The sequence below is a fragment of the Lysobacter korlensis genome (assembly GCF_042434515.1).
Genome location: NZ_JBHLTG010000011.1, coordinates 131296 through 157028 on the forward strand (window position 1 = coordinate 131296; position 25733 = coordinate 157028).

24 protein-coding genes and 1 pseudogene are annotated in these 25733 nt (G+C 70.2%); 13 read left to right on the forward strand and 12 right to left on the reverse strand.

All coding sequences use genetic code 11. The features are described 5' to 3' along the window. Positions 1-88: 88 nt before the first annotated feature. Positions 89-292 carry a cold-shock protein gene (locus tag ACFFGH_RS30575; RefSeq protein ID WP_386675992.1) on the reverse strand — a complete coding sequence of 68 codons (204 nt, stop codon included), beginning with the start codon at positions 290-292 and terminating at the stop codon, positions 89-91. Positions 293-584: 292 nt separating this feature from the next. Here ACFFGH_RS30575 and ACFFGH_RS30580 point away from each other — a divergent pair, with 292 nt between their 5' ends. Then, a complete protein-coding gene (locus ACFFGH_RS30580) occupies positions 585-1706 on the forward strand; it encodes a fatty acid desaturase family protein (RefSeq protein WP_386675994.1) in 1122 nt (373 codons plus the stop codon). 45 nt (positions 1707-1751) lie between these two features. After that, positions 1752-2522 (forward strand): SDR family NAD(P)-dependent oxidoreductase, encoded by a 771-nt coding sequence (locus ACFFGH_RS30585; RefSeq protein ID WP_386675996.1) that lies wholly within the window; start codon positions 1752-1754, stop codon positions 2520-2522. A 479-nt stretch (positions 2523-3001) separates the two neighbouring features. Here the strand turns inward: ACFFGH_RS30585 and ACFFGH_RS30590 are convergent, their stop codons facing one another. From ACFFGH_RS30590 to ACFFGH_RS30605, 4 genes are all read right to left on the reverse strand, one after another. Further along, on the reverse strand, positions 3002-4255 hold the full coding sequence (locus ACFFGH_RS30590) for a PrsW family intramembrane metalloprotease (RefSeq protein ID WP_386675998.1): 1254 nt from the start codon (positions 4253-4255) through the stop codon (positions 3002-3004). Positions 4256-4264: 9 nt separating this feature from the next. Further along, complete coding sequence (locus tag ACFFGH_RS30595; RefSeq protein WP_386676000.1) at positions 4265-5092, reverse strand: hypothetical protein; 828 nt, start codon at positions 5090-5092, stop codon at positions 4265-4267. Between the two features lie 69 nt (positions 5093-5161). Then, positions 5162-5839, reverse strand: a complete 678-nt coding sequence (locus ACFFGH_RS30600) for an MDR/zinc-dependent alcohol dehydrogenase-like family protein (protein ID WP_386676002.1) — start codon at positions 5837-5839, stop codon at positions 5162-5164. Positions 5840-6001: 162 nt separating this feature from the next. After that, entirely contained in the window at positions 6002-7396 is a 1395-nt protein-coding gene (locus ACFFGH_RS30605; protein ID WP_386676004.1) for an FAD-binding oxidoreductase, read from the reverse strand. 103 nt (positions 7397-7499) lie between these two features. On the opposite strand from ACFFGH_RS30605, the gene ACFFGH_RS30610 reads away from it, so the two are divergent. Further along, positions 7500-9017: an AlkA N-terminal domain-containing protein gene (locus tag ACFFGH_RS30610; protein ID WP_386676006.1), complete on the forward strand. Its 1518-nt coding sequence runs from the start codon at positions 7500-7502 to the stop codon at positions 9015-9017. 38 nt (positions 9018-9055) lie between these two features. On the opposite strand, the gene ACFFGH_RS30615 is transcribed toward ACFFGH_RS30610, so the two are convergent. Next, positions 9056-9529 (reverse strand): SRPBCC family protein, encoded by a 474-nt coding sequence (locus ACFFGH_RS30615; RefSeq protein WP_386676009.1) that lies wholly within the window; start codon positions 9527-9529, stop codon positions 9056-9058. Positions 9530-9704: 175 nt separating this feature from the next. On the opposite strand from ACFFGH_RS30615, the gene ACFFGH_RS30620 reads away from it, so the two are divergent. From ACFFGH_RS30620 to ACFFGH_RS30635, 4 genes are all read left to right on the forward strand, one after another. Continuing rightward, entirely contained in the window at positions 9705-10217 is a 513-nt protein-coding gene (locus tag ACFFGH_RS30620; protein ID WP_386676011.1) for a DUF6328 family protein, read from the forward strand. After that, positions 10214-11287, forward strand: coding sequence for a YihY/virulence factor BrkB family protein (locus tag ACFFGH_RS30625; protein WP_386676013.1), 1074 nt, complete (start codon positions 10214-10216; stop codon positions 11285-11287). Before ACFFGH_RS30620 ends, ACFFGH_RS30625 begins: the two co-directional genes overlap by 4 nt. Positions 11288-11414: 127 nt before the next feature. After that, on the forward strand, positions 11415-12299 hold the full coding sequence (locus tag ACFFGH_RS30630) for an SDR family oxidoreductase (RefSeq protein ID WP_386676015.1): 885 nt from the start codon (positions 11415-11417) through the stop codon (positions 12297-12299). Further along, positions 12299-13156 carry an SDR family oxidoreductase gene (locus ACFFGH_RS30635; RefSeq protein WP_386676017.1) on the forward strand — a complete coding sequence of 286 codons (858 nt, stop codon included), beginning with the start codon at positions 12299-12301 and terminating at the stop codon, positions 13154-13156. Before ACFFGH_RS30630 ends, ACFFGH_RS30635 begins: the two co-directional genes overlap by 1 nt. 82 nt (positions 13157-13238) lie before the next feature. Here the strand turns inward: ACFFGH_RS30635 and ACFFGH_RS30640 are convergent, their stop codons facing one another. From ACFFGH_RS30640 to ku, 5 genes are all read right to left on the reverse strand, one after another. Beyond that, complete coding sequence (locus tag ACFFGH_RS30640) at positions 13239-14162, reverse strand: MetQ/NlpA family ABC transporter substrate-binding protein (RefSeq protein ID WP_386676019.1); 924 nt, start codon at positions 14160-14162, stop codon at positions 13239-13241. 97 nt (positions 14163-14259) lie between these two features. Then, complete coding sequence (locus tag ACFFGH_RS30645) at positions 14260-15018, reverse strand: methionine ABC transporter permease (protein ID WP_386676022.1); 759 nt, start codon at positions 15016-15018, stop codon at positions 14260-14262. Continuing rightward, positions 15015-16043, reverse strand: coding sequence for a methionine ABC transporter ATP-binding protein (locus ACFFGH_RS30650; protein WP_386676024.1), 1029 nt, complete (start codon positions 16041-16043; stop codon positions 15015-15017). The genes ACFFGH_RS30645 and ACFFGH_RS30650 overlap by 4 nt, the downstream gene beginning before the upstream one ends. A 139-nt stretch (positions 16044-16182) precedes the next feature. Then, on the reverse strand, positions 16183-16812 hold the full coding sequence (locus ACFFGH_RS30655; protein WP_386676026.1) for a TMEM175 family protein: 630 nt from the start codon (positions 16810-16812) through the stop codon (positions 16183-16185). Positions 16813-16909: 97 nt separating this feature from the next. Next, positions 16910-17794: a non-homologous end joining protein Ku gene (ku, locus tag ACFFGH_RS30660; RefSeq protein ID WP_386676028.1), complete on the reverse strand. Its 885-nt coding sequence runs from the start codon at positions 17792-17794 to the stop codon at positions 16910-16912. 133 nt (positions 17795-17927) lie between these two features. Between ku and ACFFGH_RS30665 the strand changes: the two genes are divergently transcribed. Both ACFFGH_RS30665 and ACFFGH_RS30670 read left to right on the forward strand, forming a co-directional pair. Next, positions 17928-20417 (forward strand): ATP-dependent DNA ligase, encoded by a 2490-nt coding sequence (locus ACFFGH_RS30665; protein ID WP_386676030.1) that lies wholly within the window; start codon positions 17928-17930, stop codon positions 20415-20417. A gap of 105 nt (positions 20418-20522) precedes the next feature. Then, the gene (locus ACFFGH_RS30670) at positions 20523-21677 is read left to right on the forward strand and encodes a Kelch repeat-containing protein (RefSeq protein ID WP_386676032.1); all 1155 of its coding nucleotides are present in this window, start codon (positions 20523-20525) and stop codon (positions 21675-21677) included. On the opposite strand, the gene ACFFGH_RS30675 is transcribed toward ACFFGH_RS30670, so the two are convergent. After that, on the reverse strand, positions 21647-23779 hold the full coding sequence (locus ACFFGH_RS30675) for an MMPL family transporter (protein ID WP_386676035.1): 2133 nt from the start codon (positions 23777-23779) through the stop codon (positions 21647-21649). The genes ACFFGH_RS30670 and ACFFGH_RS30675 overlap by 31 nt on opposite strands. A 69-nt stretch (positions 23780-23848) precedes the next feature. On the opposite strand from ACFFGH_RS30675, the gene ACFFGH_RS30680 reads away from it, so the two are divergent. The 4 genes and pseudogenes from ACFFGH_RS30680 to ACFFGH_RS30695 form a co-directional block, all read left to right on the forward strand. Then, positions 23849-24328 carry a MarR family winged helix-turn-helix transcriptional regulator gene (locus ACFFGH_RS30680; protein WP_386676037.1) on the forward strand — a complete coding sequence of 160 codons (480 nt, stop codon included), beginning with the start codon at positions 23849-23851 and terminating at the stop codon, positions 24326-24328. Further along, positions 24328-25077, forward strand: coding sequence for a glycosyltransferase family 2 protein (locus ACFFGH_RS30685; protein WP_386676039.1), 750 nt, complete (start codon positions 24328-24330; stop codon positions 25075-25077). Before ACFFGH_RS30680 ends, ACFFGH_RS30685 begins: the two co-directional genes overlap by 1 nt. Positions 25078-25127: 50 nt before the next feature. Next, positions 25128-25304 carry a hypothetical protein gene (locus ACFFGH_RS30690; protein ID WP_386676041.1) on the forward strand — a complete coding sequence of 59 codons (177 nt, stop codon included), beginning with the start codon at positions 25128-25130 and terminating at the stop codon, positions 25302-25304. A 15-nt stretch (positions 25305-25319) separates the two neighbouring features. After that, positions 25320-25481, forward strand: a pseudogene (locus ACFFGH_RS30695) (GIY-YIG nuclease family protein); the annotation flags it as partial. Between the last annotated feature and the right edge of the window lie 252 nt (positions 25482-25733).

The window sequence follows — 25733 nt, forward strand, 5'->3', positions numbered from 1 at the left end:
TTCGGCTCCCGGAACGGCGAAGCGCCCTCGCCACGAGTGGCGAGGGCGCTCGGCCCGATGCCGGCCGGAGCCGGAAGCCGGGGAATGCTCAGATGGGGCGGATGTTCGCGGCCTGGAGGCCCTTGGGGCCACGCTCGGTCTCGAATTCGACCTTCTGGTTCTCGGTGAGGCTGCGGTAGCCCGACGCGTTGATGGCGGAGAAGTGCGCGAACACGTCGGCGCTTCCGTCATCAGGAGCGATGAAGCCGAAGCCCTTGTCGGCGTTGAACCACTTGACGGTACCTGTAGGCATTTTGTTCTCTTTCTGATTTCTCACGACCCGTGTCTCGGGTCGTGTTTCGCGGTGTTCGTGATCCGCTCATCAGAAAGGCATGCCCTCACGGGAGGACGGCGCCCATTAACCTGCGTAACACAACAACTTGCTTCCGCAGGATACTGCATATCCGGCCGCCGCGGGCAAAAATCCCCGTCGGGGTGCGGTGCGGGGCGAATCCACAGCCGCGCTCGGTACCCTGAAGACATCGCAAGAGCAGTTGCTCGCACTCCCCCGGCTGAGAAGTCGAACTCGACCTCGAAGGCCGCAATTGACCTCCATCTCGACCCGCATCACGCCGATCTCCTCGACGCTCGGCGCGGTGCGCACCACCTCACCGCGGATCACCGGTGACCGCTCACTGACGAGCACCTACTCCGGTCTGCTGTCCACGGTGCGCGATGCGGGGCTGCTGCGCCGGCGCCGCGGCTTCTACATCACGGTGTTCTCCGTGCTCGTTCTCGCGCTGCTCGGCTGCGCCGCCGGCTTCGTGCTGCTCGGCCCGTCGTGGTTCCAGCTGCTGATCGCGGCGGCCCTGGGTGTCATCCTGACGCAGTTCGCGTTCCTCGCTCACGAGGCGTCGCACCGGCAGGTGTTCGAGTCCGGCAAGGTCAATGACCGCGCGGGCCGCATCCTCGCCTCGGGCATCGTCGGCATGAGCTACTCCTGGTGGATGACGAAGCACACCCGCCACCACGCGAACCCGAACACGGTCGGCAAGGACCCCGACATCGAGACGGACACCATCTCCTTCGTCGAGGAGGAGGCCGCGAAGTCGAAGGGCCTCGTGCGCGCGATCACGCGCAAGCAGGGCTACCTGTTCTTCCCGCTGCTGCTCCTCGAAGGCCTGAACCTTCACTTCCGGTCCATTTCGTCTCTGCTCGAGCGACGCAAGATCGAGGGCCGGGCGCTGGAGCTCAGCCTCATCGGCGTCCGCCTCAGCGTCTACGTCGCCGCGATCTTCCTCCTGCTTCCCCCCGGAATGGCGTTCGCGTTCATCGGTGTGCAGCTTGCCGTCTTCGGCGTCTACATGGGCGCCTCCTTCGCCCCGAACCACAAGGGCATGCCGCTCATCGCCGAGGGCGCCAAGATCGACTTCCTGCGCAAGCAGGTGCTGACCTCCCGCAACATCAAGGGCGGGTTCGGGATGAGCCTCGCCATGGGCGGACTCAACCACCAGATCGAACACCACCTGTTCCCGAGCATGCCGCGTCCGCACCTCGGTCGTGCCCGGCAGATCGTCAAGGAGCACTGCGCCAACGAGAACATCCCGTACACCGAGACGGGGCTCGTGCGCTCCTACGGCATCGTCATCGACTACCTCAACCGGGTGGGGCTCTCCGCCCGCGACCCGTTCGACTGCCCCGAGGTCAACCGCTACCGCCGACGCTGAGCCGCCGTCCGATCCTGCGCAGGCTCTGGCGGGTAGCGTGAACGCATGGATCGACCGTGCGCACTCATCACCGGAGCGACGGCCGGGCTGGGCGCCGAATTCGCGAACCAGCTGGCCGCATCGGGTCACGACCTGGTGCTGGTCGCCCGGAACGCCGAGCGGCTGAAGCAGCGTGCCGTGCAGCTCACGGAGCGCTACGGCGTCGACGTCCAGGTGATCCCGGCCGACCTCACCGACCCGGCGGGCCTCGCGAAAGTGGAGGCGAGGGTCCGTGCAGCCGAGCGTCCCGTGTCGATCCTCGTGAACAACGCGGGCTACGGCCTGCTCGGTCAGTTCGAGCGCAACTCCGTCGAGCAGGAGGAGCACCACCTCGCGCTCCATGTGCGGGCGACGCTGCGGCTCATGCACGCGGCGCTCCAGCAGATGCTGCCGAGGCGTGCCGGCACCATCCTCAACGTGGCGAGCGTCGCTGGATTCACGCCGCGCGGCAGTTACGGCGCCGCGAAGGCATGGGTCCTGAGTTTCAGCCGCTGGGCCAATTGGTACTACAAGAGCCGAGGGGTGCAGGTGTCGGCGGTCGCGCCGGGGTTCGTGCACACCGAGTTCCATTCGCGGATGGGCGCACGCAAGGAGCAGATCCCGGGCTTCCTCTGGCTCGACGCGCCGCGGGTGGTCCGCACTGCGCTGGACGACGCGCGACGCGGCAAGGCGGTCTCGGTGCCGAGCCTGCGCTACAAGCTGATCGTGGCGTTCACGAAGATGTTGCCGACGTCACTGGTGGCGGCGGGCTCCCTGACGGCACGCCCTACCGACTGACGGGCTCCGCGGACCGACCGACCCCCCGATCGGCCGGCCCGCGGCCGAAGTGCTTGTACTGAGCCCGTCGAAGTGACGCGCTAGACCCGCTGCTCGAAGTTCGGCGTGGTCCACACCACCATCGCGATCAGCGTTGCCGCGACCGCGAGGCGGATCGCCGCATACTGGCTGTGCCGGGCGGCGCGCTCGACCACCCCCGGCCCCCTGTGCCGGGCGCGAGAGCGCGTCCATCCATTGCGACCACCATGACGGCCCACGAAATTCCCCCTGTGCTGTTGCCCCTCAGGGGTAACTCTCATTAAGAAGTTGAGGGTTGCGGTCGCGACACGCGGGGAAATCCGAACATCGTCTGTGCGGCCATTGACGGCACGTGGGCGCGGTGCGAGAGTGTTCCCAGATCAACTCGACGCCCAGTAGAGCCGCAGGCAGTGCCGCGCCACTGGGCGTCGAGTCTGTGGAGCGAGGGGTCGTCCTGGCGCTCAGACAGCGGGCGCAGCGGGCCCGCGTAGTGCCCGGCGGGACTCCAGGATCGATGCGAGCAGCGCCGATTCGTCGGCCTGCGCACCGATGTGGGCGCGACCGGTCACGATCCGGTGGCGGGCGAACGCGAGCCTGGTGGCGTCGCGGATGTAGCGTTTCATGACCCTTCCGAGCCCGCGCGGGCGCGCCCAGCTCATGGCCGTGCGCCGGCCGGCGGGCGTCGCGAGCGCCGTGACCTCCTCCGGCGCGAACCACCCCACGGCCGCGTACTCCGCCAGCCGCTGACGGGTGAGGGCCGCCTCCGCGCGCCGCAGCAGCACGACGAGGCCGACGACCATCAGGAAGATGGGCACCTGGATCAGCGCGTAATAGCCATAGAAGTCGTAGACGAAGAACAGGGCGCCGTTCCAGAACGCGTGCAGCAGCACCGCTGGGATCAGGCCGAGCAGGAAGTAGAACACGCCGAGGAACCCATTCGCCCTCCGCGCGGCGATGCCGAGCGCGAGTCCGGTGAAGGCCGTGAACATCACATGGGCGAATGGTGACATCAGCCCGCGGATGACGAAGATCTCGCCGACACCGGCGATGCTGCCGTTCGACTGCGCCAGCGCGATCCCGAAGTACTGGATGTTCTCGGTGAAGGCGAACCCCGCCCCGACGGCAGCCGCGTAGACGATCCCGTCGACCGGCCCGTCGAAGTGCCTGCGGCCGAACCAGAACAGCAGCAGCAGGCCGAGGCCTTTGCCGAACTCCTCGACGACCGGAGCCTGCACCGCGGCGCCGACGAACTCGAACGCCGCCGGATCACCGCCCGACGAGGCGATCATCCCCTGGATCTCCGCGTCGACGAGGAGGGCCAGCAGCACGGACACACCGGCGCCCCAGAGGAATGCGAAGATCAACGCGGATCGCGGTTCCGGCTCCCAGCGGTCGATCCAGCGAAGCCCGAGCAGCACGATGAGCAGTGGGATGAACGCCATGACGCCGCCCGCGACCACGAGGCCCGGGCCGAGGGCCAGCATCATGTACAGCAGCACGAAGAGCAGCGCCGCCGCACCGAGCGCGATGCCGATCGATGCCCCGATGACCGCTCCGGCCCGGCGAGGGCGACGCGGGGCGACCGCCACCGGCGGGGGCGCCTGGGCGGTCTCTCGGCGGACGTCGGCGGGGGCGACGTCGGGCAGGGGGGCGGGCGACCCGGCGGGGCCGAGAACGGCGGCAGCGGTGGGCGCACCGCGGTCGGGGCTCGTCATGGGCCCACCCTAACGATCGCGCGGAGGCTGGGAACCGGGTTTCTGCTGTTCACGGAGGATGGCCAGCGCCCTCGCGACCCGGTCTCCGAATCCGGGGACTCGGCGCAGCGACCTCCGCTCGAGGTCTTGCAGCATGCGGACGATCTCGATACGGCTCATCGCCCGCGCCCGGGCGGCCTGCAGTCGCGCGCGCGCGGCGAAGCGGTCCGCGACGATGCCGAGCGCGACGCTCCCGGCAAGCCCCAGCACGGCGATGGACAGCCAGACCGGTGCGCCGGGGACCCCCGTTCCGGCGCCCCAGCCGGCGACGCTGAGGAAGGCGGCCGGCACGATCGCCGGCGCCAGGCGCCACGACAGCCAGGCCGGGCGGCGCGCCGGGCGCAGCGCATAGCGGCCGTCGAGATCGACGAGCTCGCGCTGCCAGCCGTCCACCTCGGTGCGATTCGGCCGCGCCGTCGGCGGCACGTCGGCGAGGCGACGCTCGAGGAGGGCGAACCCGTCGACGGGTTCCCGCTGCTGCACGAGGACTGCCACAGCGACCACGGCGATGAGCACGAGGGCGAGTGGGGCGATCAGACCGATGCCGACCAGCACGTCACCGCCCATCATCAGCCTGGCGGCGAGGTCGACACCGACGGCGAGCAGCAGGGCGGCGAGGCCGGGGACGATCACGGACCAGAACTGCCGGGTGGCTCGTCCGGGAGCGGTGTCCCGCGCGTTCCGGCGACGCGCCGAGTCCTCGACCACCAGGGTGACCAGGTCTGCACCCTGCAGCCCGAGTGCGACCATCGTGAGCGCACCGAGGGCCGTCAGAAGCGTCGTCGCGGCGTCCGTCACCCTGCGACACTAGCGCCCGCCGGCACGCCGGCTTCGGACGGGAGGCCTCCCGTGTCCCGGAGCCGGCCGTCAGGCGGCGGCTTGTCGGCCCGTCGCGACGGTGTCCAGCACGTCGTCGAACACGCCGTCGCGGATCGCCGCGAACACGTCCGCTGAGCCGACCTGCAGATGACCGCGACGGAACGCGATCGCATGCGCCTCGCGCAGCGACTCCTCGTCGAGGATCACGTCGACCGGGCTCGAGCCGTCGTCCAGCGTCGCCCCGAGCGCCGTGGCCCAGGCCGCGACGACGGCGCGGACGACGCCAGGCTCGAGATCCACCCGCACACCGTCGCCCGTGCGGATCGGCCGCAGCTGTCGCAGCAGAACACGCGTCACCAGGCCGGGAGCGAGCAGCCGCGCTGCCTGCTCGGTGCCGACATCCCGCGGCACACCGAGCAGCCGTTCGGCGCTCACGACGACTGATCCCATGCCGCCCGCCTCATCCTCGGCAGTGAGCACCGCGCGTTCCTCCCGATTCAGCGGGAAGGCGACCCGGTCGCCGCGCGCGAAGCCCACCGAGTGGGCCCCCATCGCCTCGACGGACCCCACCGCCATCGAGCCGACGCCGAGGATCCGCACCCGCACGTCGGCACCTTGGGGGCGCCGCGCGACCGGTCGCTGCGCCGCCGGCTCTGCATTCGGGAGCGCCGCCGTATCGCGCCGCGGCCTGTGGCCGGGACGCGTGCTGGGGTGCTCTGTGTTCATCTCACCTGGGTAAACCGCCGATGACCGGGCAGTATTCCGAGTGCCGCCGGGCCTCGAAAGGCAGGCGATGATCGCGCCTCCGTCGAATGGCCGTGAAGCTTCGCGCTCATCCGACACGAACGCGGTCATGGCCCGTCGTTCTCGGGGCGCGGCTTGCGCCGGTCAGAACACCTTGCCGGGGTTGAGGATGTCGTTCGGGTCGAACAGCCGCTTGATCTTGTGCTGCAGTTCGAACTGCACGTCGCCGAGCTCCTCGCGCAGCCATCGCCGCTTCAGCAGACCGACGCCGTGCTCTCCCGTCAACGTGCCGCCGAGCCGCAGGCACGTGCGGAACAGCTCGTCCGCCGCCTCCCACACCTTCGGCGGCACCTCGCTGCCGGGGAAGACGAAGTTGGGATGAAGGTTCCCGTCCCCCGCGTGCGCCACCGTGGCGATGGTGACATCGAAACGGCGCTCGATGTCGGTGACGGCCGCGAACATCGCGGGAAGCCGGCTGCGCGGCACGGACACGTCCTCGATCAGCACGGTGCCCTGCCGCTCCATCGCGGGATGGAATGAGCGCCGGATGGCGAAAAGGCGCTCCCCCTCCTCCGGATCCCGCGAGAGGGTCGCGTCCCCGCCGAGCGAGCGGATGATCGGCACGGCCTGATCCGCCTCCTGCGGCGCCCCGAGACCGTCGAACTGCACCAGCAGATAGGCGCCGCGCCCGCCGAGCGCCAGCCCGAGGTAGGCGTCGATCGCGTCGAGCGCCCGGGCGTCGAGGATCTCCATGATCGCCGGCTTCAGCCGGGATGCGGTGATCACCGCCGAAGCCCGCGCCGCCTGCTCGACGGTCTCGAAGTACGCCCCGATCGTCGCGACCGGGCCGGCGGGGAGCGGCCGAAGCTTGACAGTCGCCTCGACGATGACCCCGAGCGTGCCCTCCGAGCCGATCAGCAGCGCGGTGAGGTCGAACCCGGTGACGCCCTTCACGGTGCGGTGACCGAGCGAGAGCAGGTCGCCGGCCGCCGTCACGATCTTCAAACCCAGAACGGCCTCGCGGGTCACGCCGTACTTGGCGCAGAGCAGCCCGCCCGCGTTCGTGGCGATGTTGCCGCCGATGGTCGAGATCGCCCGGCTGGCCGGGTCGGGGGCGAACCACAGTCCGTGCGGAACCAGCTGGGCGTTGAGATCCCCGTTCAGCACCCCCGGCTCAACCACGGCGAGCTCATCGTCGACGCTGATCTCCAGCACCCGATTCATCCGCAGCGTGGAGAGCACCAGCTCGCCGGCCCCAGCGATGGCGCCGCCGGCCAGACCGGTTCCCGCCCCCCGGGTCACCACCGGGATGCCGAGCGCGTTGGCCACGCGGAGCGTCGCCTGCACGTCGTCGATGCTCCGCGCATGGACGATCCCGATCGGCGCGGCGCTCGAGGCGTGTCCCGACTTGTCGGCGCGCACGATCTCGAGCTCCGCCGGATCCGTCGAGAGCACCTGGAGGCCGCCCGCGGCTCCGTCCGCGTCGAGGCGCAGCGCGGACCGCAGCTGCGAGAGGTGAGAGAGGACGGCCGTCGTCATGGCTTCAGCCTATTGGCGGGCCGAATCACGGGTGTCAGCCGGGCGCCGCAGCCATGTCCGATTCCCGCTGGTTCGGGTGCCGTGATCGTGTCAGCCTTGGAGCATGCCGACCACCGCCCGCCCTCGCGGGAGCGCCCGGCCGGGCGCCCCCGACGCCGTCTTCGACGCCCGCTACCGCGCGCTCTCCTCACGGGACTCGCGGTTCGACGGCTTGTTCCTCGCCGGCGTGCACTCGACGGGGATCTACTGCCGCCCGAGCTGCGCCGCTCGCACGCCGCTGCCGTCGAACGTGGCCTTCTACCGCACGGCCGCAGCGGCCCACGAGGCCGGCCTGCGCGCCTGCAAGCGGTGCCAGCCGGACGCCGTGCCCGGGTCGCCCGACTGGAATCTGCATGATGATCTGGCCTCCCGTGCGATGCGCCTGATCCTCGATGGGCTGGTCGAGCGTGAGGGTGTTCCCGGCCTCGCAGCGCGGCTCGGCTACAGTCCCCGGCACCTGACCCGGGTGCTCGTCGCGGAGCTCGGAGCGGGTCCGCTCGCCCTCGCCCGAGCCCACCGCGCCCAGACGGCACGGGACCTGCTCGTCTCCACCGATCTGACGATCGCCGACATCGCGTTCGCGGCAGGGTTCTCGAGCATCCGGCAGTTCAACGACACGATGCTGAGCGTCTACGACCAGAGCCCGCGGGAACTTCGCCGCCGCGTCATGTCGGGGCGGCCGGCGGCCGGCACGCTGTCGCACGGGACCACCCGCACGCAGGGAGCGGCAGTCACCGTGTCGCTCCGGCTGCCGGCCCGCGCACCGTTCGACGGGGCCGGTCTCTTCCGGTTCTTCGCCGACCACGCGGTGCCCGGGCTCGAGTCGGGCGACGGCGCATCATTCTCCCGGCGGCTGCGGCTCCCCCGCGGGTTCGCCGACGTCACCATCACGCTGGACGGCGAGCGCCCCGGCATCCGTTGTTCCGCACGGCTCGACGCGGTGGCCGACGTGGCGCCCCTCGTGGCGCGGATCCGCCGGATGTTCGACCTCGACGCGGACTCGGCCGCCATCGACGAGGCGCTTGGCGCCGATCCACAGCTGGCGACGCTCGTCGACGCCCGTCCCGGCATCCGGATGCCAGGGGTCGCGGACCTCGAAGAAGCGCTGTTCCGCACGATGATCGGCCAGCAGATCTCGGTCGCCTCCGCCCGCACCGTGCTCGGCCGGCTCGTGGCGGAGCTCGGGGAGGACGGCGTGTTCCCGTCCGCCGCCCGAATCGCCGAGGACGGGCCCGCGGTGCTCAGCGGGCCGACGTCGCGGACGGGCGCGATCGTGGAGGTGGCGCGGCGGCTGGCGGAGGGCGAACTCGTGCTCGACGCGTCGGCCCCGCTCGGCGAGTCACGGACACGGCTCCTCGCCCTGCCGGGCGTGGGCGTCTGGACCGCCGGCTACCTCGCCATGCGCGCGCTCGGCGATCCCGACACCCTGCTGGAGGGAGACCTCGTGATACGACGGAACGCCGAGCGGCTGGGGCTCCACGCGAATCCGCGCGAGCTCGCCCAGCACGCCCGGCGCTGGTCACCGTGGCGCAGCTATGTGTGTCTGCACCTCTGGCGCGCGACGCCCGTGGTCACTCCGTAGGGCCGTCGCGCGGGATCGGGCTGCCGCCCGGTGGGGTCTTACCGCCCGGTGGCGTCTGGGGCCCGGTCGACGTCCCCCCGCCATGCGCCGTCCTCGACGCCTTGCGACTCGATCAGCTTCTTGAAGTTCTTGAGGTCGTTGCCGATCTGGATGTCGTCGACCTGCAGCACGGAACCGACCTTCTCGAGGAGGTCCTTCGGCTTCCAGTCGATCTGCACGTTGATCCTCGTCACCGCGTCCTCGACCCGGTGGAACGTGACCACCCCCGCGTGGGATTCGCCGTCGACACTGCGCCAGGCGATCCGCTCGTCCGGGTGCTGCTCGGTGATCTCAGCGTCGAACTCCCGGTCGATGCCGGCGATCGAGACCTCCCAGTGCGTGAGGGTGTCATTGATCTGGGTGATCTTCTCCACGCCTCCCATGAAGCGCGGGAACTGCTCGAACTGCGTCCACTGGTTGTAGGCGATCGTGATCGGCACGTTGACGTCGATCGACTTCTCTACGGTGCTCATAAGCTACCTCCGGTCCTTTCGTCTGGGGGCTCATCTCGACCGTACGCCGCGCCTCCGGAGCACTCCTGATTTCGGATCGAACGTCCAGGCTGCTTCGGGTGTCCCCCAGCGGGCTCTCAGCGTTCCAGATGGCCGCTGCCGCCCTGGAGGACCCGTTGTCCTCTACCGTTCTGTCATGAGCACGAGCGATTCCTCTGTGGACGACAGCGACACCGGCCGAGGCGAGACGGAGAACGAGCGGCTCGACCGCAACTGGGGCGAGATGCTTCAGGAGCTTCGGGTCACGCAGACCGGCACACAGATCCTCACCGGATTCCTGCTGACGCTCGCGTTCCAGCCGCGGTTCGAGGACCTCGACCGCTTCCAGGTGAACGTCTACCTCGTGCTCGTCGGGCTCGCCGCCCTTGCCACCGGCCTCGGCCTCGCCCCGGTGAGCCTGCACCGGGCACTCTTCCGCCAGCGCGCGAAGCGCCGCATCGTCCAGACCGGGCATATCCTCATCCGGGCGACCCTCGCCACAGTGGCGACCCTGATGGTCGGCGTGGTCCTGCTCATCTTCGACGTCGTGGTGAGCCGACCGGCCGCCATCACCGCGGCCGTCATCTCGGCGGCGACCGTGATCGTGCTGTGGGTTATCGTGCCGGCCGTCTACCGGGCCCGGCACCAGCCGCGCGACGGAGAGACGTGACCCGCGAGAGCCCCGCGCGCCCGGCGCCCGTGAACGGCGACGCCCACGCGGTCGACACGAGCGCGGTGGGGCGTCCCACCCGCGCCGACTGGGCGTACGTCATCCGCCGATCCTGGCGAGGGTTCATCCGCCATCGCGGCTTCGACTCGGCAGCCGCGCTGACCTTCTTCTCCGCGCTCTCGCTGTTCCCCTCTGCGCTTGTCGTCGTCTCGGCGATCGCCATGGTCGACGACGGGAACGCGGTCCGGAACATCCTGGCGATCGTCCAGGAGCTGGCGCAGAACGACACCGTGCTTACGCTCGAGTCGCCGCTGGAGCAGCTGCTGACCGTGCCGTACCCCGGGCTCGGCCTGGTCGTGGGTCTCGTCCTCGCGATCTGGACGCTCTCCGCGTACGCCGCGGCGTTCGGACGGGCCATGAACTCCGCCTACCAGGCGGAGGAGGGTCGTCCGTTCATCCGGATGCGGCTGCTGATGCTCGGCCTCGCCGGCGTGCTGGCCGTGCTGCTCGCCGCGCTCGGGGCCATCATCCTCATCACCCCGCGCGTCGCCGCCGCCACCGGCGCGGTGCTCGGGGTCGGTGAGCCGTGGGTGACCGCCTGGAACATCGCCAAGTGGCCGGTGCTCGCCGCGCTCGTGACGTTCACCTTCGCGCTGCTCTACCACTTCACCCCGACGGTCCGGCACGAGCGCAAACGGTGGCTCGGCGTCGGCGCGTCCTGCGCGCTCGTCGTCGGAGGTCTCGCGACGGCCGGGTTCGTGGTCTACGTGACGACCGTGTCGAACTACGGACGGCTCTACGGCTGGCTCGGCGGGGCGCTGGTGCTGCTGGCGTGGCTCTACATCGTGAACTTCTCGCTGATGCTCGGCGGGGAGGTCGACGCGGAGTTCGTGCGGCTCAAGCAGCTGCGCCGCGGCATCCGCGCGGAGGAGGTCGTGCGGATGCCCATGCGCGAGACCGAGCGCACCCTCACCCTCGCGCGCAATCAGGCGGAGGACGAGCGGCAAGCACGTGAGATCCGGGAGCGCGCGACGGCGGCACGGCGTGCCGCCGAAGAGCACGGCGAGTGAGCCGACCGGTTTCCGGGAGGTCACTGAGCGGCGGCTGATATCCCGTTGCATCCCAAGGCGCGCCGCGTAGCTTCGGGAACCGCGAGGGTCGGATCCCTTGCCGAAGCGACCACCGAAGGAGCTACCCATGGCAGAAGTGCAGCCGGATCCCCGCGACGAAGGCCACACCGAGGGCTTTCCGAAGCAGGAGCAGGAACAGCCCGGACTCACCACGGAGATGGAGGGGGTACAGCCCGACCACGGCGAAGAGACGTACGAGGGCTCCGGCAAGCTGGAGGGGATGAAGTCGCTCATCACAGGCGGCGACTCCGGCATCGGGCGCGCGGTCGCCATCGCGTTCGCCCGCGAGGGCGCCGACGTCGCGATCATCTACCAGCCCGAGGAGCAGCAGGACGCCGAGGAGACCAAGCGCTGGGTCGAGCAGGCAGGCCGGACCTGCCTGCTGCTGCCCGGCGACCTCCGCGAGGAGCAGTACTGCACCGAGAGCGTCGAGCGCACGGTGCAGGAGCTCGGCGGCCTCGACGTGGTGGTGCTGAATGCGGCGTTCCAGGATGTGCACGAGAGCATCGACAAGCTCGAGACAGCGAAGATGGACCGGACGTTCAAGACGAACCTGTACGGCCACATGTGGATCACCCGCGCGGCCGCCCCGCATCTGAAGCCGGGCGCCTCGATCCTCACCACCACGTCCATCCAGGCGTCGAATCCGTCGCCGCAGCTGCTCGACTACGCGATGACCAAGGCGGCGCTGGTGGCCTTCACCCAGGGACTCGCCCAGGAGATGGCCGAGAAGGGCGTGCGCGTCAACTCGGTCGCACCCGGCCCGATCTGGACGCCGCTCATTCCCGGCACCAGCTGGCCCGACAAGCTCCCGGAGTTCGGGCAGGACGTGCCGCTCGAGCGCGCGGGCCAGCCGGCCGAGCTCGCCGGCGCGTACGTGTTCCTCGCCTCGCGTGATGCCACGTACATCACCGGCGCGGTGATCCCGGTGACGGGCGGGAAGCCGTTCTGATGGCCGAGCCGCTTCAGAACCCCGTCACGCGGTATCCGCGTCCGCCGTTCAAGGTGGTGGACGACAAGCCCGAGCCGCCGCCCGACCACGGCGAGGAGAGCTATCGCGGATCGGGTCGTCTGGCCGGGAGGAGGGTGCTGCTCACCGGCGGCAACTCCGGCATCGGCCGGGCGGCGGCGATCGCGATGGGGCGCGAGGGCGCCGACGTGGTGATCGCCTACCACTCCGACGAGGAGGGCGCTCAGGAGGCGGTCGCCACCCTCGAAGCGGCGGGCGTCCGGGCGTTCGCGCACCAGGCGGATCTCGGGAGCGAGGGCGAATGCGTCCAGCTGGTGGCGGATGCGGTGGCGGATCTCGGCGGGCTCGACACGCTCGTGATGGTCGCCGGCTACCAGCACAACGTCGACGACATCCTGGAGCTGGAGTCGGAGCAGATCGAGCGCACGTTCCGGACGAACGCGTTCTCGCTGTTCTGGCTGTCGAAGGCGGCGCTCGCCCACATCCCGCCCGGCGGATCGATCATCACGACGAGCAGCGTCCAGGCGACCCAGCCGAGTCCGGACAAGCTCGACTACGCCGCCACGAAGGCCGCCATCTCGAACTTCACGAAGGGGCTGGCGCAGCAGCTCGCGCCGAAGGGCATCCGGGTGAACTGCGTCGCCCCGGGTCCGGTCTGGACCAACCTGCAGCCGGACGCCGACGACTCGAACGACCTCGCCGACTTCGGGGCCGACGCGCCGCTCGGCCGTCCGGGGCAGCCGGCGGAGCTGGCGGGCGCCTACGTCTACTTCGCGAGCGACGACGCCAGCTACACGACCGGCGAGATCCTGCACGTGGCGGGCGGGATGCCGATGTAGCGACAGCGTCGAGTGTTCCGGTTTCGGCTCGATGTGCCTGCCGCGGCGGACACATCGAGCCGAAACGGGAACAGTAGGTGGGCTACTCCGCGTCGAGCGGCAGCAGGATGTCCTTCACCGCCGGGTCGGTGGCGAGGAACTCCTGCACCCGCGGGTCCTGGAACGCCTTCACCAGGTTCTTGATGTTGTCGGTGTCGGCCCAGTCGCTGCCGATCGTGAGCTGACCGGCGAAGTCGTCCGGAGCCGGCGGTGCGAAGATCTGCTGCTCGATCGGGATGCCCGCGGCGAGGTAGTACTCGGTGTAGCCGGCGGCGAGGTCGAGGTCGGGCAGCGCGCGGGACTGCGCGGCGAAGTCGAGCAGGATGAATTCGAGGTTCTTCGGGTTCGACTCGATGTCTGCCTGGGTGGCGGTGCCCGGCTCGGCGCCGTCCCGCAGGGTTATCAGCCCGGCCTCCTGCAGCAGCCAGAGGCCCTGCGCCTCATTGGCCGGATCCGAATACAGCGACACCTTCGCACCGTCGGGCACGTCGGCGACGCTCGCCCACTTGTCGGACCACAGTCCGAAGCCCCAGCGGAAGACCGGCGTCGCGGCCTCCTCGCGGAAGTCGGGGTTCGCCTCGAGCACCTGCCCGAGCCAGAGCTTGTGCTGATAGATGGTGCCGGCGACCTCCCCCTCGCTGACGGCGCGATTGAGGGTGTTGCTGTCGGCGAGTCCCTTGAACGCGACGGTGATGCCGTGATCCGGCGCGACCTCCTCGGCGATGAACTGCACGAGCGCCTGCTCGGCGGAGTTGCCCTCAGCGGTGACGACGGTGAGCGTTGCACCGGCGATCTCGTTCGGCGACTTGGCGGCCGTGAGCTGCGGCACGGCGATCGCCGCCGCGATCCCGGCGACGGCGACGACGCCTCCGGCGATCCACGGCCAGCGGCTGCGCTGCTTCAGCTCGAAGCCGTGCTCGTCGCCGCCGGTGGGCGGTGCGGGTCTGGTTGCGGTGTCCTGAGACATGGGTGTCCTCTCGAGTGGGCGGTCGGCAGGCGCCGGCGCCGGAATGGGGTGCCAGGGTGGCGGTGAACCGGATCGATGGAGCGGTGGTGAGCCGGGGTCAGACGGTCGCGGCACCCTCGGATGCCGGCCGCAGACGCGCTCGCCGGTCGCCGCGTCGCGCCTCCGGATTCGTGAAGCGGGCGATGCCGTCACCTGCCAGCTGCACGACCGCGACGGTGGCGACCAGGATCAGGATCGTGGCGAGCATGACCGGCTGGTCGAACCGCTGGTAGCCGTAGGTGACCGCCACATAGCCGATGCCGCCCGCGCCGATTGTGCCGGCGATCGCGGAATACTCGATCATCGCGATGGTGTTGATGGTGAGCCCGCCGACGATGGACGGCAGCGCCTCGCTCAGCTGCGCCGTACGGATGATCTGCAGCGGCGAAGCCCCGGAGGCCTTCGCCACTCGCACCAGGGTCGGCGGGACGCTGCGGAGCGAGTTCTCGACGATGCGGGAGAAGAACGCGATGCCGGCGATCGACATGGGCACCACGGCGGCGGCGATCCCGATGTTGGTGCCGGTGACGAAGCGGGTGAACGGCACGATCGCGGCCATCAGGATGAGGAACGGCAGCGACCGGCCGATGCTGACGATCCAGCTCAGCGTCTGATGGAGCGCGGCGTTCTCGAACAGCCCACCGGGGGCCAGGTTGTGCACCAGCGCGCCCAGCGGCACCCCGACCAGCACGACGATGGCCATGACGATGCCGACCATGATCAGCGTGTCCAGCAGCGCCGGGAGGACGAGCGCGGGGATCTCGGCGAGCGGCACCTGATTGCCGTTCGCCAGCGGCGCCGGAATCGCGGCGCTCACGCGACGCTCTCCAGCTCCGGCGCCACACCGGTCGCGGCGGGTGCGGATCCGACCGGCCGCGCGTGGAGTCCAAGCGCCAGGGCCGCGGCGAGGATTCGCCCCGGATCCGACGGGGTGACGCCGAGCGTCGCGTGCCCGACCGTCGCCCCGGCGACCGTCTCGATCGACGCCCCGAGGATCGACACCGAGGCATCCAGCTCGGACGCGAGTCGCAGCACCCAGTCGGCGGGCACCGCCGTCCCGGTGTAGCTCACGAACCAGGTCCCGGCGCCGGGCGTGGCCACGGCCGCGTCGCGGGCGGGCCGCAGGGAGCGGCCGAGCGCCGAGTCGGGATTGCGCAGCAGGTCGACGATGCGCCCCGACTCGGTGATCCGGCCGTGCTCGAGCCGTGCGACCGAGTCTGCAACCTGCAGCACCGTGTCCATCTCGTGGGTGATGAAGAGGATCGACAGGTCCAGGTCGTCACGCAGCTCCTTCAGCAGACGCACGATCGACGCGGTCGACTCCGGGTCGAGTCCGGAGGTCGCCTCGTCGGAGAGCAGCACCGACGGGCGGAGCGCCAGGGCGCGGGCGATGCCGACGCGCTGCCGCTGGCCGCCGGAGAGCTGGTGCGGGTAGTGCGCCGCGCGGGACGAGAGCCCGACCCGGTCGAGCAGCTCGGCGACCCGCGTGCGCGACTCGGCCGGGGTGACACCGAGGTACTCGAGCGGCAGGGCGACGTTCTGCGCTGCGGTGCGGCGGCCGTACAGGCCGTCGGACTGGAAGATGGTGCCGATCCGGCGACGTGCGACGCGCAGCCGGCGCTCGCTGAGCTGGGAGAGGTTCTCGCCGTTGACGACGACGGAGCCGGAGGTCGGCCGCTCCAGAAGATTGACGCACTGGGCGAGCGTGCTCTTGCCGGCGCCGCTCGGGCCGACCACGGCGAAGATCTCTCCGGTGCCGACGCGGAAGTCGAGCCCGTCGAGCACGACGGTGGCTGACGGGCCGGATCCGTAGACCTTGGTCAGTCGTTCGATGCTGATCATGGGCACGAACGTAGAGGCGCCGGCACGCGCCCCGGAAACGGGCCCGACACAGTGTTGCGCCTCGTGTCCCACTGTTGCGCCGCGTGTCCGCTCGTTACGCCGCGCCGGCCACGGCTCGGTCGGGAGGCGCGTGGATGCGCTATCGGGAGTCTCCGCGGGTCGCGTAACGGCGACGCATCCGCCGTCGCAGCAGCACCTCGAGCGGAAGCAACGCGACCCACACCAGCGGGGTCCACCCGACCAGCAGGAAGGCGAGCGGAATGCTGAGCCCGAAGACGACGATGTCCAGCACGCCGCGGGCGATCTCCAGGCGATGTGCGTCGGCCTCGCGGCGGCGGAGCAGGTTGCGGCGGCGGGCGTGGACGGCCAGCCAGACCATCACCGCGTTCACTGCGGCGAGTACCGTCGCGTAGAGCACATATGAAAGCGGCTCCTGTGGGTAGGAGCCGAGGATCTGGTGCGGCAGCGGGATGAGGGCGACCAGCCCCAGCAGCAGGAAGTTCCGCCGCTGCAGGCTCGAGTCGATGCGCTGCAGCCTGCCGAACAGCCGCCGGTGCTCGAGCCAGGCGCTCGCCGCGACCGCGAAGCTCAGCGCCATGATGGCGACCCGCGGCAGCAGGTCGACGACCGCCTGCGTGAAGACCGGAGACGAGAGCCCGGGCGGGATGGCGATGCTCACCACGAGCAGCGTCATCGCGAGGCCGAACACCGCATCGCTCAGGGAGAGAACGCGGCCGAACTCGAGCGGGTTCTCGTCGCGGTCGATCACCTGACACACCACCCCCGAGCTCGGGTTCCCGTTTCGGCCTACTGCCTCCGTTCCGCCGGACGCACCAGGCCGGAACGGAAACTCTGGCGGGCCTGACTCAGCCGGCCTTCTTCTTTCGCGGAGCCGCCTTCTTCTTCGGGGCTTCCTTCTTGTCCTCGGCCTCGTCCTGTGCCTCGTCCTCGGCGGCCGTGCCGCCGCCGCGACTCTGCTCGACGCTGCGGCGCAGGGCCTCCATGAGGTCGAGCACCTCCCCGCCCTCCTCCTCGGCGGCGCGGTCCCCGAACGTCTCCTCCGTGCTGAACGCGTCGCCCTTCTCGAGCTTGGCGTCGATGAGCTCCCGCAGCTGCTCCTGGTAGTCGTCGGAGAACTTCTCCGGCTCGAAATCGGCCTCGAACTCCTTCACCAGCGCCGCCGACATCTTCAGCTCCCGGTCGCTGATGTCGACCTTCTCATCGAGCGACTTGAACTTGGCCTCGCGCACCTCGTCCCCCCAGAGCAGCGTCTGCAGGGTGAGCACGTCGTCCTTCACCCGAAGGGCGGCGAGGCGCGTCTTCTGGCGGAGGGCGAACTTGACGATGGCCACCCGGTCGGTCTGCTCGAGCGTTCGACGCAGCAGCACGTACGCCTTCGACGATCGCGAGTCCGGCTCCAGGTAGTACGCCTTCTCGAACATGATCGGGTCGACCTGATCGGCCGGCACGAACTCCACCACGTCGATCTCGCGGCTCTTCTCGCTCGGCAGCGCCTGCAGGTCCTCGTCGGTGATCATGACCCGCTGGTCCCCGTCGTCGTAGGCCTTCGCGATGTGCTCGTACGGCACGACCTGCCCGTCGATCTCGCAGGTGCGCTGGTAGCGGATGCGGCCACCGTCCTCGTCGTGCACCTGGTGCAGCTTGATGTCGTGGTCCTCGGTGGCGCTGTACAGCTTCACCGGCACATTGACCAAGCCGAAGGTGATCGCGCCCTTCCAGATGGATCGCATGCCACTTCTCCTTCTCGCCGGCGCCGGTTCGGGCCCGGGACCACTCGCGCACGCACGGCGGGTTTCGCTGTGCACTCGCCTTTATTCTCGCAGTATCTGGTGATTTGCTGAACGGTCTCGGCAAAATGACTCCATGGCAGGCCCGGCGAACGAGCAGCACGTCACGGTGGACCAGCACCGGATCCGGCTGACGAGCCTCGACAAGGTCATGTATCCGGAGACCGGCACGACCAAGGCCGAGGTGCTCGACTACTACGCGCGGGTGGCGCATGTGCTGATCCCGCATGCCGAGTACCGGCCCGCGACCAGGAAGCGCTGGGTGAACGGAGTCGGGACCGCCGACGCGCCGGGGCAGGTGTTCTTCGAGAAGAACCTCGGTGACGGCACCCCGGACTGGGTGATGCGCCGCGACATCGAGCACTCCAGCGGCGCGAAGGCGTACCCGCTCATCAACGACCGCGCGACGCTCATCTGGCTGGCGCAGCTCGGGGCGCTGGAGCTGCATGTTCCGCAGTGGCGGTTCGGGCGTACCGGCATACGGAAGAATCCGGACCGGATGGTGCTCGACCTCGACCCCGGGGAGGGCGCCGGGCTGCCGGAGTGCGCCGAGGTCGCCCGGTACTGCCGCACCATCCTCACCGGCATGGGGCTCGACCCGATGCCGGTCACCAGCGGCAGCAAGGGCATCCACCTGTACGCCGCCGTCGACGGCAAGCTGACGAGCGACGAGGTGTCCGCTGTGGCGAAGGAGCTGGCCCGGGCGCTCGAGGCGGACCACCCTGACCTCGTCGTCAGCGACATGAAGAAGGCGCTCCGCGGCGGCAAGGTGCTCGTCGACTGGAGCCAGAACAACGGCAACAAGACCACGATCGTGCCGTATTCCCTGCGCGGGCGCGCCCACCCCATGGCGGCGGCGCCGCGCACGTGGGTGGAGCTCGACTCCCCCGACCTGGCGCACCTCACCTACCAGGAGGTGCTGGCCCGGGTGGAGAGCGCACCCGATCCGCTCGCCGGGCTCTCGCGCGGCCACCTCGCATCGCTCGAGCCGACCCGGGAGCACATGGCCACGTTCCAGAGCACTCCGGAGGCGATCGACCGGCTCGCGAAGTACCGCAGCATGCGCGACGCGTCGAAGACACCGGAGCCGGTGCCCGAGGCGGTGCCGGCCACCGGCAGCGGCAACAGCTTCGTCATCCAGGAGCACCACGCCTCCCGGCTGCACTGGGACTTCCGGCTGGAGCACGAGGGCGTGCTGGTCAGCTGGGCACTCCCCCGCGGCGTGCCGACGGACCCGAAGCAGAACCACCTCGCCGTGCAGACCGAGGACCACCCGCTCGAGTACGGCACCTTCGAGGGCACCATCCCGAAGGACGAGTACGGCGGCGGCGTCGTCACGATCTGGGATGCCGGCACGTACGAGCTGGAGAAGTGGCGCGAGGGCAGGGAGGTCATCGCGACCCTCCACGGCGAGAAGCACGGCACCCACAAGTACGCGCTGATCCACACCGGCGGACGCGACGGGCGAGACGAGAACAACTGGCTCATCCACTTGATGAAGACCTACGACGACCCCGAGACCCCCGCCGACTCGCGGACTTCGGACGCGAAACGCCGTCGAGTCGCGTCCGAAGTCCAGAACTCGGCGAAGGTCTCGGCGTCGACCCGGCCGATCGTTCCGATGCTGGCGACGCTCGGTTCGGACGAGTCGCTCGACAAGCGGGTGGACTGGGCGTTCGAGATGAAATGGGACGGCATCCGGGCGATCGTCGAGGTGAACGGTCAGGACCTGAAGCTGTTCACCCGGAATGGGAACGACGTGACGGCCACCTACCCAGAACTCGCCGAGGTCATCGACGCGGTCGGGGCGCCGGCGGTGCTCGACGGCGAGATCGTGGCGCTCGACGGACGAGGACGGCCCAGCTTCGGGCGGCTGCAGAACCGGATGAACCTCACGCGGAGACCCGACATCGAGCGGGCGATGCGCGACTACCCCGTGCACCTGCTGCTCTTCGACCTGCTCGAGTACGACGGCGAGAGCCTGCTTCGCACCCCATACGACGGGCGGCGGGCACGACTCGTGGAGGTCGTACGGCCGAGCAAGCGGGTGCAGGTTCCGCCCGCGTTCCAGGGCGGACTCGAGGCCGCGATCCGCAGCAGCCGGGAACTCGGGCTCGAGGGGATCATGGCCAAGGACCGCCGCAGCAGCTACGTGATCGGGCGGCGGACGTCGAGCTGGGTGAAGATCAAGCACCACTCCACCCAGGAGGTGATCGTGGTCGGGTGGAAGCCCGGGCAGGGCCGCCGGAGCGATGTGGTCGGGTCGCTGCTGCTCGGCATCCCGGACGGGCACGGCCTCCGCTATGTCGGGAAGGTCGGCACGGGGTTCAGCGACAAGGACCTCGACTCCATCACGGAACGGCTGCGGCCGATGGAGACGGCGGAGCCGGCGGTCCGAGACGTCCCGAGGCCCGACGCCCGCGACGCGCGCTGGGTCTCCCCCGAGCTCGTCGCGGAGGTGGAGTTCGGGGAGTGGACCCACACCGGCCGGCTCCGGCAGCCCAGCTGGCGCGGGTGGCGGCCGGACAAGAAACCGGGTGACGTCGTGCTCGAAGTCCCCGCCTGACGCAGGCGGCCCCAAGCCGGCGAACCGGCCCCACGCCTGCATCGGTCTTGCAACGAAGGACCGTCAAGCGTCGCGAGCGCAGCGCATCGGCTCCACAATGAGCCCATGGATCGACGGCTGCGGCTCGGCGCGGCGGTGACGCTCGCCCTCGGGCTGCTTGCCGGATGCGCTGCACAGCCAGCCGCCCCGACTCCGCAAGCACCCTCGGAGCGACTGGCGGGCGTCTGGTCCCAGCTGCCGCAGAGTCCGCTCCCCGCCAGGCGGGAACCGGTCGGCGCGTGGCTGGACGGCAGATTCGTGCTGGTCGGCGGCTGGACGGGGCCACCGTGCCCGCCGAACGCCGACTGCGCACCCTCCGAGGATCCGGCGCTCCGGGACGGCGCCGCGTTCGACCCGAGCATCACGCAGTGGGCGACCATCGCCGAAGCCCCGGCGCCCGTCAGCGGGAGCAACGCCGTCGTCGTCGACGGGACGCTGTACGTGCTCACCGGGGAGCCGTGGCTGGAGGACAGCCCCGTCCGGCTTCTGGCGTACCAGCCGGCCGATGACACGTGGGAGACCCTGCCGACGCCACCTGGCCTGTACCCGCACCTCACCGCCGCCGGCACTCGCCTGCTGGCGATGTCGGGCAGCGACGAGTTCGGCGTGACGGGCGACTCGGTCTTCGACCCGCACCGCGGCGCGTGGCGGCCGCTGCCGGATGACCCGCTCGGCCCGAGCTTCGACCGGCAAGGAGTGTGGGTGGACGGGTCGCTGATCCTCACGGCGCGGGACCTGGTGGAATCCCCCGGGTCTGAGAAGCCGGCGGTCGCGCGGTTCGCTCGCCTGAGCGACGACTTCACCGAATGGACGACGCTGCCCGACGGCGAGGTGATCGGCGGGGGCGCACACGAGGTGGCCGGGCTGATCGTGTTCCCCGAGCTCGGCTCCGCGGATGGGGGCGAGGTGAACAACTGGGGCCGGCATTATCCGTTCGGCGGCATCCTGGAGCCGTCGGACGCATCGTGGCGTGACCTGCCGACGCCGCCAAGCGGCGGACTCGCCGGCGGGATCCTGACCGTCGCGGACCGGACCCTGGTGGGCGGGCACCTGCTCGACCCGCGCACCCTCGAGTGGACAGTCCTCCCCACGGTTCCGGGCACGGAGCGCCAGGGCGCGACGGTCGTGGGCGGCGAGGACGCGATCCTGATCTGGGGCGGCGCCACCGCCACCGACAATCTGGACGACGGCTATCTCCTGCGGGTCGCCCCCGCATCCTGAGGAGCCATCGCCGCGCTGGTCGGCGCGACCACCGCAGCCGGCCCCGTGGGTGAGCTGATCGACCGGGTGCCCGTCTTCGGCGGGCGGCGGGGCCACCAGAACTTCTCGCCGCACAGGAACGCGAGCGCCGGCACGATCACGGTGCGCACGAGCAGGGTGTCGAGCAGCACGCCGATGCAGACGATGATGCCGATCTGGGTCAGCGCGATCAGCGGCAGCACCCCCAGCACCGCGAACACCGCGGCCAGCAGGATGCCGGCGCTGGTGATCACCCCGCCGGTCGCGGCGAGCGCCCGCACCATCCCATCCCGCACGCCGAGGCTGCGGCTCTCCTCCTGTGCCCTGGTGACGAGGAAGATGTTGTAGTCCACGCCGAGGGCGACGAGGAACAGGAAGCTCAGCAGCACCACCTGCTCGTCGAGCGCGGGGAAGCCGAATACCGACTGGAAGAGGTACCAGCTCGCTCCGAGTGCGGCGGCGAAGCTGGCCACGACGGTTGCGAGCAGCAGCACGGGCGCGACGAGGGCGCGCAGCAGCACCAGCAGCACCAGCAGCACGACGCCGAGGATGATCGGGATCAGCAGCGCGCGGTCCGCGGCGCTGGCCGCCTTCACGTCAAACGCCTGCGCGTCCGCCCCGCCGACGAGGGCGCTGCCGTCGCCGACACCGTCCAGCTCGGCGCGGATGTCTGCGACGGTGGCGAACGCGGCGTCGCTCTCCGCCGGGGCGCCGAGCGTCACGTCGATCCGCGTCGTGCCGCCGGCGGACGCCGTGGGCGCCGCACCGTCGACGCCGTCGATGCGCTCGAGGACGGCGACCGCATCCTCCACGTCGTCGTCCGGCAGCACCACCACGGTGGGGGTGCCGTTCTGGAGGTCGAACGCGTCCGCGAGCACCTCCTGGCCCGTGACGGCGTCGGGTCGCTCGAGGAACTGATCGGACTGCGCGAGCCCGGTCTGGATGAAGAGCGCACCGGAGGCGAGCGCGCCCAGCACGACCACGCCGGCGACCGCGACCACGGCGGGGCGGCGCATCACCCCGCGGCCGAGCCTCGCCCATGGGCTCCGCTCGGAGGTGTCCGCGGACCCGACCCTGGGCACGTACGGCCAGAACAGCCAGCGCCCGAACGAGACGAGCGCCGCCGGCAGCGCCAGCAGCGCGAACCCCATGGCGAGCAGCACGCCGACGGCGCAGGCGATGCCGAGCGCGCGGGTGCCGGAGAGCTCGGCGAGAACGAGCGTGAGAAGCGCGAGCACGACGGTCCCGCCGCTGGCGAGCACCGCGGGACCCGCCCCGCGGAGCGCCCGACGCATCGCCTCCCGCCGATCCTCCTCATGACGCAGCTCGTCGCGATACCGGGCGATCAGCAGCAGCGCGTAGTTGGTGCCCGCTCCGAAGACCAGCACCGACAGGATGCCGGTGATGGACGCGTCGAGGGTCACGCCGAGCAGGTCGGCCACCCAGCGGGCAGCGGCTCCCGCCACGGCGTCGGCGAATCCGATCACGGCGAGCGGCACGAGCCACAGCGTGGGGCTGCGGTACGTGACGAGCAGCAGCACGGTGACGATGAGCACGGTGACCAGCAGCAGTGTGAAGTCCGCGCCCTCGAAGACCGCGGCGATGTCCACTTCGAAGCCCTCCGCGCCGGTCAGGTAGACGCGAACGCCGTCGAGCCCCGCGGAGGCGATCGTGCGGATCTCCTCCGCCCGCTCTGCCTGATCGTCGACGTTCTCGATGGGGTCCAGCGGCAGGATCAGCAGGGCAACGTCGCCGCCGGGTGAGACCTGCAGCGGCGGCAGCCGGTCGGCGCTCGAGAGCTCCGCCAGCTCAGCGGCTCGGCCCTCGAGCTCCGCCAGCTGATCGTCGTCGAACTCGGTCTCACCTTCGAACACGACGAGCCCGCTCGTCCCATCGTCCTCCTCGAGCTCGGCGGCCTTCGCGTCCGCCAGCACCGACTCGACGTCATTCGCGAGACCGGCGGTCGGCGCGCCGCCTTCGCCAGTCGGGGCGGTCGCGAGCAGCGCCACCCCGCCGAGCACGGCGACGAGCAGCACGATCCACGCCGTGCGCGCCCTCGTCACGAACGATCGCAACCCGCTCATCCCGCACTCCCATCAATTCAATCGCCTGATAACTAAACACTCTAACTATCAATACCGTAAACTTCCATCGTGGAAACCGAAACCGCGGGGACATCCCAGCCGCAGTGGAACGTCGCGGCGCCGACGATCCTCCTCCGCGAGTTCCTCTCGGTCAGCGAGGACTTCGAGCGCCGGCTCGGACGGGAACTCGAGGTCAACCCGACTGACCTGGCGGCGATGGAGCACCTCATCCAAAGCGGACCGCTCAGCCCGAGCGATATCGCGGCGCGTCTCGGGGTCACGACCGCGGCGGCCACCACCATCGTCGACCGGCTCGCCAAGGTCGGCCACGTCTCCCGGCGCTCCAACGAACAGGACCGGCGCGGCGTGCTGGTGGTTCCGGAGCCGGAATCAGTGCGACGCGCGCTCGGGGTGATCCAACCGATGGTGCAGGCCGTCGACGGCGCTCTTCGGGACTTCGACGACGCCGAGCAGCGCGCGATCACGGCGTACCTGCATCGGGTGCTGGAGATCTACCGCTCCTACGCATACGGAAATGGCCCGGCCTGATGCGGATCTCGCTCGTCATCCCGGTGCTGAACGACGGCGAGCAGCTGGCTGAATGCCTGAAGACCGCCGTCGCCCAGATCCGGCCCGCGGACGAGATCCTGGTGGTCGACAACGGCAGCGACGACGACTCGGCCGGCATAGCACGGGCGTTCGGCGCAACGGTCCTCACCGAGCCGGAGCGGGGCATCTGGGCGGCATCGGCGCGCGGGTACGACGCTGCGACTGGTGAGGTGATCGCCCGCTGCGACGCCGACTGCCGACTGCCGGCTGACTGGCTGGCACGGATCGAGCGTCAGCTCACCGAGCGTCCGGACCGGGTCGCCATCACGGGCCCCGGACGCTTCTACGACCTCTCCCCCGTCCGCCGCGTGCTGGCCTCCGTCCTCTACATGCGCATGTATTTCTTCACGGTGCGCGGGGCGCTCGCCAACGCCGCGCTCTTCGGCTCCAACATGGCCTTCCGCCGGTCGCTCTGGGAGCGGGTGCGCGGAACGGTGCACCGGCACGACTCGGAGGTGCACGACGACCTCGACTTCGCACTGCAGATCGACCCGGCCGAGCACGTGATCTACGACCGCGCGCTGCGTGTCGGCATCTCCGGACGCCCGTTCCGCGACCCCGCGTCGATGCGCAAACGGCTGGCCAGGGCGAGGCGCACCTTCGCGCTGAACTGGCCTGAGCAGTTGCCCTGGAAGCGCTGGCGGCGACGGATCCTCGCTGGGCGGGCGCGCCCGAAGACCATAGGCTGAAGCGGAGGACACTGGCCGTGTCCGCCACTGGCTGGAAAGGGGATGCAGACATGGACCGCGATGCCGACCCCCGCGAGTTCGAGCCGAACCTCGAGGACGACCGCGAGGTGCCCCTCGTCGAGGAGGGCGACGGCCTCGAGCTGCCGCCCGCGACCCTGGACCCGGACGAGCGGGTCGAGCTGGTCGACGACGAGGTCCTCCCCCTCGACGACGAGCGCCCCGCCTGAGGAACGACCGACCTCGCACTGCGCATCTGTCAGCACAACGAGGGACTCGGAGCCAACTTCACCACGAAGCGACGACCCGTCGAGCTGGCGTATGCCGGGGAATCGGAGAGCGTTGAGTTGGCGTTCGTCCGCGAGAAGCAGATCCAAGGATGGAGCCGCAGAAGTAGCTCGCGGTGACGTGACCAGCACCGCCACTTCGACGAGCTCAGGGACCGAGCGCGGCTTCGGTCGCTGAGCCTGTCGAAGCGACCTGCGGATGTATGAGCTGCTAGGCGTGGTCCTCGTCGAGCGGGGCGCGCTGCGGAGGCAGGTCGCCCGAGATCTCCGTCACCCCGGTGAACGGGACCATGTTGCTCAGCCGTTCCGGTCTGAGGATGCGTTCGACCTCGTCGGGGGTCAGCAGTCCGGCTTCGAGCACGAGTTCGGCGA